Origin of the sequence: Gluconacetobacter tumulisoli (assembly GCF_014174155.1) — a bacterium.
Lineage (GTDB): Bacteria > Pseudomonadota > Alphaproteobacteria > Acetobacterales > Acetobacteraceae > Gluconacetobacter > Gluconacetobacter tumulisoli.
In genome coordinates, this window is sequence record NZ_JABEQM010000003.1 from 64676 (window position 1) to 78585 (window position 13910).

A 13910-nucleotide genomic window follows, 5' to 3' on the forward strand; every position below is an offset into this window, starting at 1 on the left:
CGGCTCGCTGTCACGTGCGTGCCGGATCGGACGGCCGATGAGGGGCTTGCGCGCTTTCCGCGCCTTGGCCGGCCGGAGGACATCAGAGGAATTGTCCGCACACTGGCAACGGGAAAGCTTCCTCCTGTGACGGACCAGGTCCTGTCTGCGAATGCCTGCCTTCTTCTTTCGCGATCTTAAAGGGGGCCAGTGATGAAAATTTCCCTTCCGGACCAGCAGGGGCGTCTGGTCGATTACAGTCTCAAGGGAACGCCGCTCCACGCGACCTGTCCTTCCCACGGCTTTAATCGGAGCGTCTTTTCGGCCGCTCACGTCGTCGCCGATCCGTTCACCTCGCGCGATCCAGGGGGACCGCCGGCGGTGGACTGGAAGGCGACCATGGCTTTCAGGCATCATCTGGCCGATCTCGGTCTGGGTATCGCCGAGGCAATGGATACGGCCCAGCGCGGCATGGGCCTGGATTGGGCCGGCGCGCTGGAACTCATTCGTCGGACGCGCGAGGAGCTTCCGGACGCGCTCGTCTTCAGCGGGGCGGGCACGGACCATCTCGACCTCCATGAAGTACGGTCGCTTGACGATGTGCGGCGTGCCTATTGCGATCAGATCGCGGCAATCCAGGCGCTTGGCGGCAGGATCATCCTGATGGCGAGCCGAGCTCTTGTCCGGGTGGCGAGCGGACCGGACGATTACATCGCGATCTATCGCGCCGCACTATCGGCGTGCGACAGGCCGGTCATTCTCCATTGGCTGGGCGACATGTTCGACCAGGCGCTGAGCGGCTATTGGGGAAGCGATGTATTTGAGAGCGCGATGAGGACCTGTCTGGATATCATCGAGGAAAACAAGGACAAAATCGAAGGCATAAAAATCTCCCTTCTGGACAAGGAGAAGGAGATCCGCATGCGGCGCCGCCTGCCGCTGGGCGTGAAGATGTACACGGGCGACGATTTCAATTATCCCGAGCTGATCGACGGTGACGAGGCCGGTTTCTCCCACGCTCTTCTGGGCATCTTCGACCCGTTGGCGCCAGCCGCCGCCGCTGCCTTGACCTGCCTTGCCGAAGGCGACAGACGTGGCTTCCACGACATCCTCGATCCGACCGTGCCGCTGGCACGCGCGATTTTCCGTGCACCGACGCAATATTACAAGACCGGCGTGGTGTTCATGTCCTGGCTCAACGGTTTCCAGGATCATTTCATCATGCTGAACGGTCATCAGGCGATGCGCCCGCTGCCCTATTTCTGTGATGTGTTCCGTCTGGCGGATGGCTGCGGCCTGCTTTGTGACGGTGATCTGGCCGTCGCACGCATGAAGTCCCTTCTTCGGCTCTATGGGGTGTGAGGGGGCGCAGATGCGCGATGTGTCTCCAGACCCCTTCGACCTCGTGCCAGGCGCGACGCCGATTGCCTTTCTGACGCCTGGGGCGTCCTGGAAAATGGAATATCAACGATGAAGGTTCTTGTTCCTGTCAAACGCGTTGTTGATCATAACGTCAAGATCCGTGTCAAATCGGACGGTTCCGGTGTCGATGTTGCCAATGTGAAGATGTCGATGAATCCGTTCGACGAGATTTCGGTGGAGGAGGCGCTTCGGCTGAAGGAGGCGGGAGTCGCCTCGGAAGTCATCGTGGTGTCAATCGGCCCCGCCAAGGTGGAGGACGTACTGCGGACGGCATTGGCCATGGGCGCGGATCGGGCGATCCTGGTTGAAACGGAGGACAAGACCGAGCCTCTGGCAGTTGCCAAAATTCTCAAGGGCGTCGCGGAAGCGGAACGGCCTGGCCTGATTATCGCCGGCAAGCAGGCGATCGACGACGATTCCAACCAGACGGGGCAGATGCTGTCGGCGCTTCTGGGCTGGCCGCAGGCCACTTTCGCCTCGAAGCTGGAAATCGCCGAAGGCGCGGCGATCGTGACGCGCGAGGTCGATGGCGGCCTGCAGGTGATCGGGGTCACTTTGCCTGCGGTGGTGACGACGGACCTGCGCCTGAATTCGCCGCGCTACGCGTCGCTGCCGAACATCATGAAGGCGAAGAAGAAGCCCCTGGAAAGAAAGACACCGGCGGATTTCGGCGTCGACACCACGCCGCGCCTGAAGGTGCTGAAGACCGAGGAGCCGGAGGTACGCAAGGCGGGTATCAAGGTGAAATCTGTCGCTGAACTTGTCGAGAAACTGAAGACCCATGCTGGCCTGATCTAGCGTCAGGGAAGAGGGAGATATCGGAATGACCATTCTACTTCTGGCGGATCACGACAATACCGTCCTTTCCGATCAGACCGCCAAGGCATTGTCGGCGGCGCGCCAGATCGGTGGAGACGTCCATGTGCTGGTCGCAGGGTCGGGCGTCGAACAGGTGGCGGATGCGGCTGCGCGGTTGACAGGCGTCTCGAAGGTGCTGCTCGTCGACGGCGACGATCTGGGCCACAAGCTGGCCGAGCCGCTGTCTGCCCTGATCGTGTCGCTGGCGCCGATGTATGATACGATTGTCGTCGCGGCGACGTCGGTCGGGAAGAGCGTGGCGCCGCGGGTGGCGGCGTTGCTTGATGTCGCGCAGATCTCGGATATCGTTGCGGTGATTGCGCCAAATATTTTCAGGCGTCCGATCTATGCCGGCAACGCGTTCCAGACAGTACAGAGCGATGAATCCAAAAAGGTGATCACCGTGCGCACGGCATCCTTTGCGTCGGCGACCGAGGAAGGTTCGGCCGAGGTGCAGACACTTGCGGCCATACCGGGCCCAGGATTGTCGCGACATCTTGCAGACGAATTGTCTTCGTCGGATCGGCCGAAACTCACTTCGGCGAAAACCATTGTCGCGGGTGGCCGCGCGCTCGGCTCGGCACAAAAATTCCAGGAATTCATCGTTCCGGTAGCCGACAAGCTGGGTGCCGCGATCGGCGCAAGCCGTGCGGCAGTGGATGCGGGCTATGCGCCGAATGATTGGCAGGTGGGCCAGACCGGCAAGGTGGTCGCGCCGGATCTCTACATCGCCTGCGGCATCTCGGGCGCCATCCAGCATGTCGCGGGGATGAAGGACAGCAAGATTATCGTAGCAATCAACAAGGATGAGGATGCGCCGATTTTTCACATTGCCGATTACGGGCTCGTCGGCGATATCTTCGAGATTCTTCCCGAACTCCGGAAAGCGCTTTGACGCAGTGAACAGGGGCTGCGAAATCGTTCGTCAACGAACTGCCGGAGGACGCGATACGGAATAGGACGTCATTGCAGTGGGATGTGGGTGCCGGGGTGCTCGATTTCTCTGCTGTGTATTCCCGATGCCATCATGGTGGTTCGATAAAAGTTCGGTGGTCCAAATAATATATAATAATAACGATCGACCGGAGGCCCGTCATGGGGCGTAATTATAGATGGGTGATCTGCGCCCTGCTTTTTCTCGCCACGACGATCAATTACCTCGATCGTCAGGTGCTGGGGCTCCTGAAACCTCTCCTTGAAAAGGAGTTCGGCTGGACCGAAAAGGATTACGGGTATCTTGTGGTCATTTTCCAGGCATCGTACGCTGGAGGAATTATCTTTGCCGGCCGCGCCATCGACCGGCTGGGGACCAAGCTGGGCTATGCGCTCTGCATGGCCCTCTGGAGCGTGGCATCCGCGGCCCATGCAATGGTGGGGTCTACCCTCGGATTTGGTGCGGTCCGCGTGCTGCTCGGCGTCGGTGAATCGGGCAATTTTCCGGCCGCCCTCAAGGCCGTGTCGGAATGGTTTCCCAAGCGGGAACGAGCGTTGGCCGTTGGAATTCTGACGGCGGGCACAAGCACCGGCGCGATCGCGGCCCCGGCTGTCGTTCCATGGCTTGCCGTGACCTACGGCTGGCGTCCGGCCTTTCTGATCACCGCGCTGACCGGCCTGGTATGGCTCCTGGCCTGGCAGGTTCTTTACCGGTCGCCGGCCGATTACGGTCTCGACGCGCGCGGCCGGCTGTTCATGAGCCAGGATGACAGCGATGACGTACGGGAGGAAACCATATCATGGATCGGTCTGCTCGCTGTCAGGCGGACCTGGATCCTGTTGATCGGCAAGTTTCTGACGGACCCGGTCTGGTGGTTCATGCTGTTCTGGCTTCCGTCCTATTTCGTGGATCGGTTCGGATTGAATTTCAAACGGCTCGGTTTACCTTTGATGATCGTCTATCTTGCGACGTCTGTCGGCAGCGTCTCGGGTGGGTACCTGTCCTCGCTGCTGGTTTCGCGGGGATGGCGGGTTCAGGCGGCGCGTCAGGCCACCATGCTGGCCATGGCGTTGCTGGTGCTGCCGCTTGCCTTCGTCGCCGGATCGTCCAGCATCTGGGTGATGGTGGCGGCATTGAGCCTCGCCGCCGCCGCGCACCAAGGGTGGTCGGCGAATCTGTTGACCACCGCAACGGACAATTTCCCGCGCCAGATGGTCGGATCCGTCACCGGTATCGGTGGCATGGCGGGCTCGCTCGGGGGCTTGCTGTTTCCGTTGCTTGTCGGCGTGCTACTGGATCATTACAAGGCGCGCGGGATGGTCGAGGCAGGCTATCATCTTCTTTTCGTGTTATGTGGGGGCGCTTATCTCGTTGCATGGCTTGTCATGCAGCTTATGGGGGCAGGCCGTCCGTCACAACGCGGGACCGACGCACGTCATGGATCGGAGCCTCCGTTGCCGAAAGATCTGCGGCAGTGGAGAACCGAGTGATCGGAAGCGGCGGCAAGGCCGTGCGATAATCTTCGGTCGATCCGAACGGCGTTTTCCATTCGTGCAACTGTGCCGCGTGTCGTGGCCCTGTGCTCACACCGACGTGATGGGATCGTTTTCCGCCCCGCCTGCGTTCGAGGGGGAAACGATGCGGGTGGAACACGGTCGATGGCGGCGGTATTCAGTCCACGTGCCAATGTCATTGTCACCGTAACGATAATCGGGGCCGTGGGCGTTATTGTCGGCGGATGCCTCTGGTGGTTTGCATGGCCGCGGTCGGATTATGTCCGGCATGTCGGCTGGGCGATCCAGCAGCCGGTACCCTTCAGCCACCAGCATCATGTTGCGGGACTGGGCATCGATTGTCGGTTCTGCCACAGCAGCGTGGAGCACAGCGCGCAGGCCAGCCTGCCGCCAACCTTCACGTGCATGACGTGTCATTCCCAGATCTGGACCAACGCCGCCCTTCTGGCGGAGGTCCGGAACAGCCTGGCGGATAACAGGCCGATCGTCTGGGCGCGTGTGACGGACCTGCCGGATTACGTCTATTTCAATCACAGCATCCATGTATCCAAAGGCGTGGGCTGCGAGAACTGCCACGGAAACGTGGCGCGCATGCCCCTGACGTACAAAGCGAGGACACTGACGATGCAGTTCTGCCTGGACTGCCATCGCGACCCGGGACCGAACTTGCGGCCGCTGGCGAACGTCTATGACATGGACTGGCATCCGGACGGCGCGACGCCGCATCCTGCCGACCTGATGCGCGCGTATCATATCGGTGGCCGCAATCTGACGGAGTGCTCGATATGCCACCGTTAGACAGGTTGCCGGATGATCCGGCTGGCCATGTGCCGGATGATGCGCAGGAATGGATCCGGCGTTTTCCCGTCCTGGAACAGGCGCTGTCCCATCCTCTGGACCGGCGCAGGACGTTGAAATTGCTGGCGCTGGCGTTGGCCGGCGGCGGGCTGGCCGGATGCGATCCCGGAACGCCGGATCGCGGTTTCGTATCGGCGGTCCGGGCGGCACCGGGGGTGATTCCCGGTGTGCCCAACATCTATGCCAGTGCTCATGTCCGGGACGGATATGCCCACGGCATTCTCGTCACCCACCAGATGGGGCGGCCCATCAAGGTGGAGGGCAATCCCGCGCATCCGGCCAGCCTGGGGGCCACCGATATCTTCGCCCAGGCCGCCATCCAGGATTTCTATGATCCCGACCGGGCCAGCGGGCCGCTGCAGGACGGCATGCCCGCCTCGTGGCAGGAGGTGACGACCGCCTTGCAGGCCCTGCGCGCGCAAGGGGCGGCGTCGGGGACGCCGGGCCTGCGCATCCTGACCGGAACGGTGGGCTCGCCGACCCTGGGGGCGGCGATCGATGCGGTGCTGGCGGCACATCCCGGCGCCGTGTGGCATCAATGGGACGCCATCGGACGGGATGCGGTGCGGCAGGGCGCGGCCCTGGCCTATGGCCTTCCCGCGATGGTGATCCCGGACCTGCGGCAAGTGGACGTCATGCTGGCCGTGGACAGCGACATGCTGGACAGCGCGCCCGGCCATCTGCGGCATGCCCGGGCCTTCGCCGCGCGCCGCAATCCCGTGCGCGGGCCGATGAACCGCCTGTATGCGGTGGAACCGACGCCCAGCCTGACCGGGATTGCCGCGGATCATCGTTTCATCGCCACTCCGGCCGGGTGTGACGAGATCATCGGGCGACTGGGCGCGCGCATCCTGCGTAACGAGGCGCCGTCCGGCGGTCCGCCATGGCTGGAGGCGGTCGTGGCCGACCTGCGTGCGCATCCCGGCCGGGCGCTGATCCATCTCGGCCCCGATCATGGGCCGGAGAGCCATGCCGCCATCCATGCGATGAACGAGGCGCTGGGCGGCCGAGGACAGGCATTCGGCGTCTTCGAACCGCCCGAATATGGCCCTGCGTCAACGCAATCGTCCCTGTCGGACCTGATGGACGACATGGAAAACGGGCGGGTTCGGGCGCTTCTGATCCTGGACGTCAATCCGGTCTATCAGGTACCGCGTTTTGCCGAGGCGCTGCGCCGCGTGCCGCTCAGCGTCGCCCTGGCGGACCGGCCGCACGAAACGGCAATGGCCGCCCGGTGGCATATCCCGCTGGCCCATGGGTTCGAGGAATGGGGCGATGCCCGCGCCGATGACGGCACGGCGACGATCCTGCAGCCCCAGGCCATGCCGCTCTATGGCGGGGTGAGCGCCGTGACCCTGCTGCGGGCCTGTGCCGGAGAGGCCGTCCGGTCCGCGCGCGACCAGGTGCGCGCGACGTGGCGGGACCGGCTGGGACCAGAACGCGACTGGCGCGCCGCCCTGGCGGCCGGCGTCGTGCCGGCCACCGCCGCTGCGCGCATCGATGCGGCGATCGTGCCGCCTGGCGGACCGTTCGTTCCGGTTCGCCACACGTCCGGCGGATCGGCCGACCTGACCCTGCTGCTGCGTCCCGATCCGCACCTGTGGGATGGACGCGAGGCGAACAACCCCTGGTTGCAGGAACTTCCACGGCCGTTGAGCAAGACGGTATGGGGCAATCCGCTGCTGATACCGCCGGACCTGGCGCAGGCCCGGGGCCTGCGGAACGGGGATACTGTAGCCCTGATGGTCGGGGCGCGCCGCGTCGAACTGCCTGTCTGGGTGCAGCCCGGGCAGGCGCCGGGCTGTATCGTGGGGTTCCTGGGATCCGGCCGGCGGCATGCCGGCGAGACCGGAAACGCGGTCGGCACGGATCTGTACCCGTTACGTGACGAGTCCGCCCTGGTGCGCATGGTGGCCACCGGCCGCGCCGGGGTCGTCGCCTGCACCGAACACCATGCCACCGTGATCGCCGATGCGCCGTCCGACATCGTGCGCCATGGCACGCTGGCGCAGTTCCGGCGCGATCCGGCCTTTCTTGGAAACGCGCGACAGGACGAACCCGTACCGGCCGCCGCCTTGTACCGGCGTAAGCCGGACGCCCCGGTGGCCTGGGGGATGAGCATCGACCTGAATGCCTGCATCGGCTGCAACGCGTGCATGACCGCCTGCCAGGCGGAGAACAACGTGCCGGTGGTGGGGCGTTCCGAGGTGCTGCGCCAGCGCGAGATGCATTGGCTGCGGATCGACAGGACCTATGAAGGAACGCAGGACGCCCCGGACACGTTCTTCCAGCCGATGCTCTGCATGCATTGCGAACAGGCGCCTTGCGAAACGGTCTGTCCGGTCGGTGCCACGATGCATGATTCGGAGGGCCTGAACGTGATGGTCTACAACCGATGCGTCGGCACGAAATTCTGTTCCAACAATTGTCCTTACAAGGTCAGGCGATTCAATTACTTCGCCTTCGCCGAACAGGAACGCCGGCCGCCGATCAGCCGCAATCCGGACGTTTCGGTCCGCGCGCGCGGCGTGATGGAGAAATGCACCTTCTGCGTCCAGCGGATCGCGCAGGCGCGCATCGCGGCCGACCGGGACGGCGTGCCGGAACAGGTGGTGACGGCCTGCCAGGCCGCCTGTCCCACGCAGGCCATCACATTCGGCGACATCAACGACCCCGATGCCGCCGTCAGCCATCGCAAGGTGAGTCCGCTGACCTATGTCGCGCTGCCCGAACAGGGCACGCATCCGCGCGTGACGTATGAGGGCCGCATCCGCAACCGCAATCCGGCGATCGCGCTGTGACCAGCCTGCCCGTCATCGCACCGGATGAAACCGCCCAGTCGCTGACCGAGCGGATCTGTGCGGTGGCGCTGCGCGAGGGCGCGCCCGCGTGGACGCCGGTGTGGTGGTGGCTGGCCTTCGGGCTGTCGCTGGGGCTGCTGGGTCTGGGCGTGGTCGCGGTGATGTGGCTGTTCTATGCCGGCCTGGGGATCTGGGGCATCGACTGGCCGGTGGCCTGGGGGCTGGATATCCTCAATTACGTCTGGTGGATCGCCATTGCCTCGGGCGGCACGTTCATCTCCGCGCTCTTCTTCCTGCTGGGGGTGGAATGGCGCACGGCGCTGAACCGCCTGGCGGAAAGCCTGACGCTGTGTGCGGCCCTGTGTGCCGCGATCTTTCCGATCCTGCATCTGGGGCGGCCGTGGTTCTTCTACTGGCTGTTCCCCTACCCGAACACCATGGGGCTGTGGGCGCAGTTCCGCAGCCCGCTGGTGTGGGATTTCTTCGCGATCCTGACCTACGTCCTGGCGTCGATCCTGTTCTGGTATTTCGGGCTGCTACCGGATCTCGCGACCTTGCGCGACCGGGCGCGGGGGCAGGGACGGCGCGTGTTCTACGGCGTGCTGGCGCTGGGTTTTCGCGGATCCGGCCGGCAGTGGCAGCATTACCGGTCGGTCTATGCCGTGATGGCCGCGCTGATGGCGCCGCTGGTGGTTTCGGTGCACAGCATCGTGGGCATGGATTTCGCGGGCAGCGCCGCCACGGGCTGGCATTCCACGCAGTTTCCGCCATTCTTCGTGTTCGGCGCGGCCCTGTCGGGCTTTGCCGTCGTGCTGCTGGCCCTCCTGCCGCTGCGGTCGCTGCTGGGCCTGCATCCCTATGTGACGGAACGGCATATCGACGTGCTGGGGCGTCTGCTTCTGACCAGCAGCCTGTGCGTGGGCTACGCCTATGTCATGGATGCGTTCGCCACGTTCTACGGGCCGGACGCGGCGGACCGGACGATGTTCATGCTGCGTGCCTTCGGCCTGTATGCCCCGGTCTATTGGGGGACCATCGTCCTCAATATCGTGTTCCCGCAACTGCTGTGGTGGCAGTCGCTGCGGCTGACGCAGCCGCTGGTGTGGCTGATCGCCCTGGGCGTGCTGACCGGCATGTGGCTGGAACGGTTCCAGATCATCGTCACCAGCCTGGCGCGCACGCAATTGCCCTCGGCCTGGGGACAATACACCCCCACGATATGGGAATGGAGCCTGTTGTTCGGGACGATCGGCCTGTTCCTGACCGCCTTCCTGCTGATCGTGCGGCTGATGCCGGTGATCGCGATGGCCGAAATGCGGGCGATGTTGCGGGGGATGCGATGATCGTCGTCACCTTCGCCACCGAAGCGGGGATGATGGAGGCCGCCTCCGACGTCCGGCGCAGCGATCCCGGCGCGGTCGAGACCTACATGGCGATGGAGCCGCAGGACGCCGCCGGCGGTTCCATCCTGCCGGCGGCGATGCTGTGCGGCGGGATCGCCGGCGGGCTGGGCGGCTTCCTGATGCAGGCCTATGCCACGACAATCAGCTATCCGCAGAATGTCGGCGGGCGGCCGGACCTGTCCTGGCCGTCCTATATTCCCACGACCTTCGAACTGGCGGTGCTGGGCGCGGTGGTGACAGGGATCGCCGGATATCTGGTCCTGGCCCGGATGCCGCGCCTGTACGATCCGGTCGACGAGTCGGCCGGCATGCGCGCGGCGATGCAGGGCGGCTACGTCCTCGTCGTGCGACCGGCCGACGGTGCGCGGGCGCGTGACGTGCTGTCCCGCCACGCCCCGATCGGGATCGAGGAGGTGGCGGAATGATGCGGCCGGCACCTGCGATCGTCTGGATCGGGACCGTACTGCTGCTGGTGCCGGCCGCGGGCTGTGACGACATGACCCGGCAGAACAAGCAGAATCCCTATGCCAGCCGCGAGACCGCGCCGGCCGACATCCCGTCCGGCGTCGTGCAGTATGGGCAGCCCGGAGACACGTCCCGTCCGATTCCCCCGGTGACGATCGCGCTGCTGGAACGCGGTCACACCGAATATCACGTCTTCTGCGCCCCCTGCCATGCCGAGACGGGCAACGGGCGCGGCATGATCGTGCAGCGTGGCTTCCCCGCGCCGCCGCCACTTGCGACGGCCGACCTGATGTCCGCCCCCCCGCAACGCCTGTACGATGTCGTCACGGGCGGATGGGGCGTTATGTACGGCTTTGCCCAGAGGATCGCGCCGGACGATCGCTGGGCCGTGGTCGCCTATGTGCGCGCATTGCAGCGCAGCCAGCACATGATGCTTGCGGACCTGACCCCCGAACAGCGGGCCGCGCCATGACCCGTACCGAAGGAATGGCATGGGGCGTCGCCGTGCTGGCCGGGCTGGGCGTGCTGGGCGGCCTGGTGTGGAGGCCCCATGCGGTTTACGGCCCATGGCTGGCCGCATGCGCCGCCTGGCTGGGCTGGCCGCTGGGCAGCATGGCGCTGATCCTGGTGCATGCGCTGACGGGGGGGCGATGGGGCGAAATCCTTCGCCCTGCCCTGCGCGCGGGCGTGGCTACGCTGCCGCTGGGGGTGCCGGCACTGGCGATCCTGCTGGCCGGGGCAGGGGACCTCTATCCCTGGCTGCACGCGGGGGATGTGGCGTGGAATGCCAACCGGTTCTATCTGAACGCCCCGTTCGCGCTAGCGCGGATCGCGGTCTATGCGGTGGTCTGGGGCGGCCTGGGGGCGTTGTGCCTCCGGGGGCGGGGGTTGGCGCGGATCGCGCCGGCGGGGCTGATCCTGCTGGCCCTGACCTTCAGTTTCGCGGCCATCGACCTGACGGAATCGCTGGACCCGCGCTTCAGCTCCAGTGCCTATGGGCTGATCGCATCCGCGGGGGCCGGGCTGCTGGCGCTGGCGCTGGGCCTGCTGCTGGCCCTGCTGGAGGGTGGCCCGCGGCCCGACCGGGAGGCGATGCGCGACCTGGCCCGGCTGCTGCTGGGGCTGACGGTGGTGTGGGCCTATCTGGATTTCATGCAGTTCCTGATCGTCTGGCAGTCCAACCTGCCAATCGAGGCCGCCTGGTACGGCCGTCGCCTGCATGGCGGGTGGGGGGCGGTCGCCGCCGGGATCGTACTGCTGCATTTTCTGCTGCCCTTCGTTCTGCTGATGCTGGCCCCGTTGCAGACGAAACGCCCGGTCATCCTGGGTGCGGCGGGCGTGCTGGTGGTCATGGAAATCATGCGCAATCTCTGGCTGGTCCTGCCGGGGCGGGCATCGGTGTCGGTGATGCTGACAGGGGCGTCGCTTCTGGTCTTCGCGGCGGCCGGGGTGGCGTTGGGCATCCGCTCGATGGTTCGCGCGGGCATGGCCCCGGGGGATATGACGCCGGGGGGCGCCCATGCCTGATTATCCCCGCCCCCGTCACGAACCCCGGGATGTCAGCCTGCGTCCGCTCGCCGTGGGTGGCCTGGCGGTAGGCCTGGCGGTGGTGGTGCTGGCGGTGCTGGCCGACTTCATGTTCCCGCAGCGATCGCTGGACAGCGAATTGCGCGGTCCGTTGCCCCGCATGGCCGAACCCCGATTGCAAAGCGATCCGCCCGCCGACATGGCGGCCTTCCGGGCGGCGGACTTGGCGCGGTTGAACAGTTTCGGCTGGGTGGATCGCGCGGGCGGCATCGCGCATGTGCCGATCGACCAGGCGATCCGCCAGGTGGCACGAGACGGCATTGCGGGCTGGCCCGCGGCCGGGACGGCCGGGCGATGAGGCGCGGGACGAGGATCGGGTGCCGTGCCGTCGCGGCGCTCGCGGTTTCGGCGGTATTGGCGTCGCCGGCCACAGGTCCGGCGCGGGCCGGTCCGATGCAGGACCTGGCCTTCACCCAGCACCCCGGGGCGCCCCTGCCGCTGGATGCGCGCTTCACGGATACGGCGGGGCGGACCCTGCCGCTGGGCGCGTTCATCGACGGCCATCCGGCCATCCTGACGATCGGGTATTACGACTGTCCCAATTTGTGCGGGCTGGAACGCGAGGATCTGCTGCATGCCTTGTCGGCGGGCGGGCTGAAGACGCCCGCCGACTACGCGCTGATCGTCGTCAGCATCGATCCGGCCGAAACCGTCGCACTGGCCCGGCAGGCCCGGCAGGACGATCTGGCCCGTCATGCGACGGCGGGCGCCGAACGGGGGTGGCACTTCCTGGTCGGCGAGGCGGGGGCGATCCGCCGGCTGGCCGACGCGGTGGGATTCCATGCGCGGTACGATCCGGCGCTGAAGCAGTATCTGCATCCGATGGGGCTGGTCTTCGCGACGCCGGGCGGCGTGGTCTCGGGCTATGTGCTGGGGGTCGGCTACCGTCCCGGCGACGTGCGGCAGGCCCTGGCGCATGCCGCGGTGGGGCAGAGCGTGGCGGCCTCGCCGGTGCTGCTGCTGTGCTTCCATTACGATGCCACGACCGGCCGATATACCCTTGCGGTCGAGAAGCTGCTGCGGCTGGGCGCGGTGATGACGGTGCTGGCGGTGGGCAGCCTGCTGGGCATGGCCCATTGGCGGAGGGGGCGATGACCTGGCTGCCCGAAGCCTCGGCCCACGCCATGCGGATCGATATCCTGCTGACGGGTCTGGTGATCATCAGCCTGGCGGTCCTGGGGCTGGTGTTCGGGCTGATGCTGCTGAACGTGCTGCGTTTCCGCGCGGGCCGCACCACGGTCGCCGACCATGTGGCGGCAAGGCACAAGAGCTGGGGGTTCGAGATCGCGTGGACGTCGGCGACGCTGGCGATCTTCTTCGGCCTGTTCCTGTGGGCCACGCAGCTTTACGTCGTCGGCTTCCGTCCCCCGGCCGGGGCGATCCAGATCTACGTCACCGGCAAGCAATGGATGTGGAAGGTTCAGTATCCGGGCGGGCAGCGCGAAATCAATGCATTGCACGTGCCGGTGGGCCGGCCGGTTCAATTGCTGCTGACGTCGGAAGACGTGATCCATGATTTTTCGATCCCGGTCCTGCGCATCAAGCACGACGTGCTGCCCGGACGGTATCAGAGCCTGTGGTTCACCGCGGACCGGACCGGATCGTTCCGGTTCTACTGCACGCAGTTCTGCGGACTGGCGCATTCGCGCATGACCGGAATGCTGACGATCCTGAATGCCGCGGATTATGCCGGCTGGCTGAACAGCACGCCGGCCACCGGCAGCCTGGTCCAGACGGGCGAGGCGCTGTTCATCCGCAACGGCTGCAGCGGCTGCCATGCTTCCAGCCGCTATGCCCCCGACGCGACGGACACCAGCCGGGCGCCGTCGGTGGTCGGGCTGTACGGCAGCCGGGTGACGCTGGCCGACGGACATGCGGTGGTGGCGGACGCCGCGTTCCTGCACGATGCCATCGTCGATCCACCCCGCCGGTCCGGTGCATCCTATGCCACCGAGATGCCGTCCTTTCGCGGCGTACTGGCCGAGGACGACCTGGCGGCACTGGTCGCCTATCTGCAGACCCTTTCGCCTTCCATCCCCCAGGACGCGGGATCGTCGTCCAACGCCGCAGGTGCAGGGAACTGAACGCG

The 13910-nt window shown here is 65.7% G+C and carries 13 protein-coding genes; all 13 read left to right on the forward strand.

The window, feature by feature from the left end; genetic code table 11:
* The first annotated feature begins 192 nt into the window (after positions 1–192).
* A complete protein-coding gene (locus HLH28_RS04555) occupies positions 193–1341 on the forward strand; it encodes a dihydrodipicolinate synthase family protein (protein WP_182955184.1) in 1149 nt (382 codons plus the stop codon).
* A gap of 108 nt (positions 1342–1449) precedes the next feature.
* Positions 1450–2199 carry an electron transfer flavoprotein subunit beta/FixA family protein gene (locus tag HLH28_RS04560; RefSeq protein WP_182955187.1) on the forward strand — a complete coding sequence of 250 codons (750 nt, stop codon included), beginning with the start codon at positions 1450–1452 and terminating at the stop codon, positions 2197–2199.
* Between the two features lie 25 nt (positions 2200–2224).
* A complete protein-coding gene (locus HLH28_RS04565; protein WP_182955189.1) occupies positions 2225–3154 on the forward strand; it encodes an electron transfer flavoprotein subunit alpha/FixB family protein in 930 nt (309 codons plus the stop codon).
* Between the two features lie 221 nt (positions 3155–3375).
* Positions 3376–4683, forward strand: coding sequence for an MFS transporter (locus HLH28_RS04570; RefSeq protein ID WP_338029655.1), 1308 nt, complete (start codon positions 3376–3378; stop codon positions 4681–4683).
* Positions 4684–4911: 228 nt separating this feature from the next.
* On the forward strand, positions 4912–5505 hold the full coding sequence (locus tag HLH28_RS04575; protein WP_338029656.1) for a cytochrome c3 family protein: 594 nt from the start codon (positions 4912–4914) through the stop codon (positions 5503–5505).
* The gene (locus tag HLH28_RS04580) at positions 5493–8366 is read left to right on the forward strand and encodes a 4Fe-4S dicluster domain-containing protein (RefSeq protein WP_182955197.1); all 2874 of its coding nucleotides are present in this window, start codon (positions 5493–5495) and stop codon (positions 8364–8366) included. The genes HLH28_RS04575 and HLH28_RS04580 overlap by 13 nt, the downstream gene beginning before the upstream one ends.
* A complete protein-coding gene (nrfD, locus tag HLH28_RS04585) occupies positions 8363–9709 on the forward strand; it encodes an NrfD/PsrC family molybdoenzyme membrane anchor subunit (protein WP_182955201.1) in 1347 nt (448 codons plus the stop codon). The genes HLH28_RS04580 and nrfD overlap by 4 nt, the downstream gene beginning before the upstream one ends.
* Positions 9706–10194 (forward strand): DUF3341 domain-containing protein, encoded by a 489-nt coding sequence (locus HLH28_RS04590; protein WP_182955205.1) that lies wholly within the window; start codon positions 9706–9708, stop codon positions 10192–10194. The genes nrfD and HLH28_RS04590 overlap by 4 nt, the downstream gene beginning before the upstream one ends.
* The gene (locus HLH28_RS04595; protein WP_182955208.1) at positions 10191–10706 is read left to right on the forward strand and encodes a c-type cytochrome; all 516 of its coding nucleotides are present in this window, start codon (positions 10191–10193) and stop codon (positions 10704–10706) included. Before HLH28_RS04590 ends, HLH28_RS04595 begins: the two co-directional genes overlap by 4 nt.
* Complete coding sequence (locus tag HLH28_RS04600; RefSeq protein ID WP_182955211.1) at positions 10703–11761, forward strand: hypothetical protein; 1059 nt, start codon at positions 10703–10705, stop codon at positions 11759–11761. The genes HLH28_RS04595 and HLH28_RS04600 overlap by 4 nt, the downstream gene beginning before the upstream one ends.
* The gene (locus HLH28_RS04605; RefSeq protein ID WP_182955213.1) at positions 11754–12119 is read left to right on the forward strand and encodes a hypothetical protein; all 366 of its coding nucleotides are present in this window, start codon (positions 11754–11756) and stop codon (positions 12117–12119) included. Before HLH28_RS04600 ends, HLH28_RS04605 begins: the two co-directional genes overlap by 8 nt.
* Complete coding sequence (locus tag HLH28_RS04610; RefSeq protein ID WP_246395677.1) at positions 12116–12916, forward strand: SCO family protein; 801 nt, start codon at positions 12116–12118, stop codon at positions 12914–12916. The genes HLH28_RS04605 and HLH28_RS04610 overlap by 4 nt, the downstream gene beginning before the upstream one ends.
* Complete coding sequence (gene coxB / locus HLH28_RS04615) at positions 12913–13905, forward strand: cytochrome c oxidase subunit II (RefSeq protein WP_182955216.1); 993 nt, start codon at positions 12913–12915, stop codon at positions 13903–13905. Before HLH28_RS04610 ends, coxB begins: the two co-directional genes overlap by 4 nt.
* Positions 13906–13910 lie beyond the last annotated feature (5 nt).

Coding starts and splice junctions, on each gene's coding strand:
- HLH28_RS04555 (WP_182955184.1), top strand. CDS start 193: ATGAAAATTTCCCTTCCGGACCAGCAGGGGCGTCTGGTCGATTACAGT.
- HLH28_RS04560 (WP_182955187.1), top strand. CDS start 1,450: ATGAAGGTTCTTGTTCCTGTCAAACGCGTTGTTGATCATAACGTCAAG.
- HLH28_RS04580 (WP_182955197.1), top strand. CDS start 5,493: ATGCCACCGTTAGACAGGTTGCCGGATGATCCGGCTGGCCATGTGCCG.
- HLH28_RS04565 (WP_182955189.1), top strand. CDS start 2,225: ATGACCATTCTACTTCTGGCGGATCACGACAATACCGTCCTTTCCGAT.
- HLH28_RS04605 (WP_182955213.1), top strand. CDS start 11,754: ATGCCTGATTATCCCCGCCCCCGTCACGAACCCCGGGATGTCAGCCTG.
- HLH28_RS04590 (WP_182955205.1), top strand. CDS start 9,706: ATGATCGTCGTCACCTTCGCCACCGAAGCGGGGATGATGGAGGCCGCC.
- HLH28_RS04595 (WP_182955208.1), top strand. CDS start 10,191: ATGATGCGGCCGGCACCTGCGATCGTCTGGATCGGGACCGTACTGCTG.
- HLH28_RS04600 (WP_182955211.1), top strand. CDS start 10,703: ATGACCCGTACCGAAGGAATGGCATGGGGCGTCGCCGTGCTGGCCGGG.
- coxB (WP_182955216.1), top strand. CDS start 12,913: ATGACCTGGCTGCCCGAAGCCTCGGCCCACGCCATGCGGATCGATATC.
- HLH28_RS04610 (WP_246395677.1), top strand. CDS start 12,116: ATGAGGCGCGGGACGAGGATCGGGTGCCGTGCCGTCGCGGCGCTCGCG.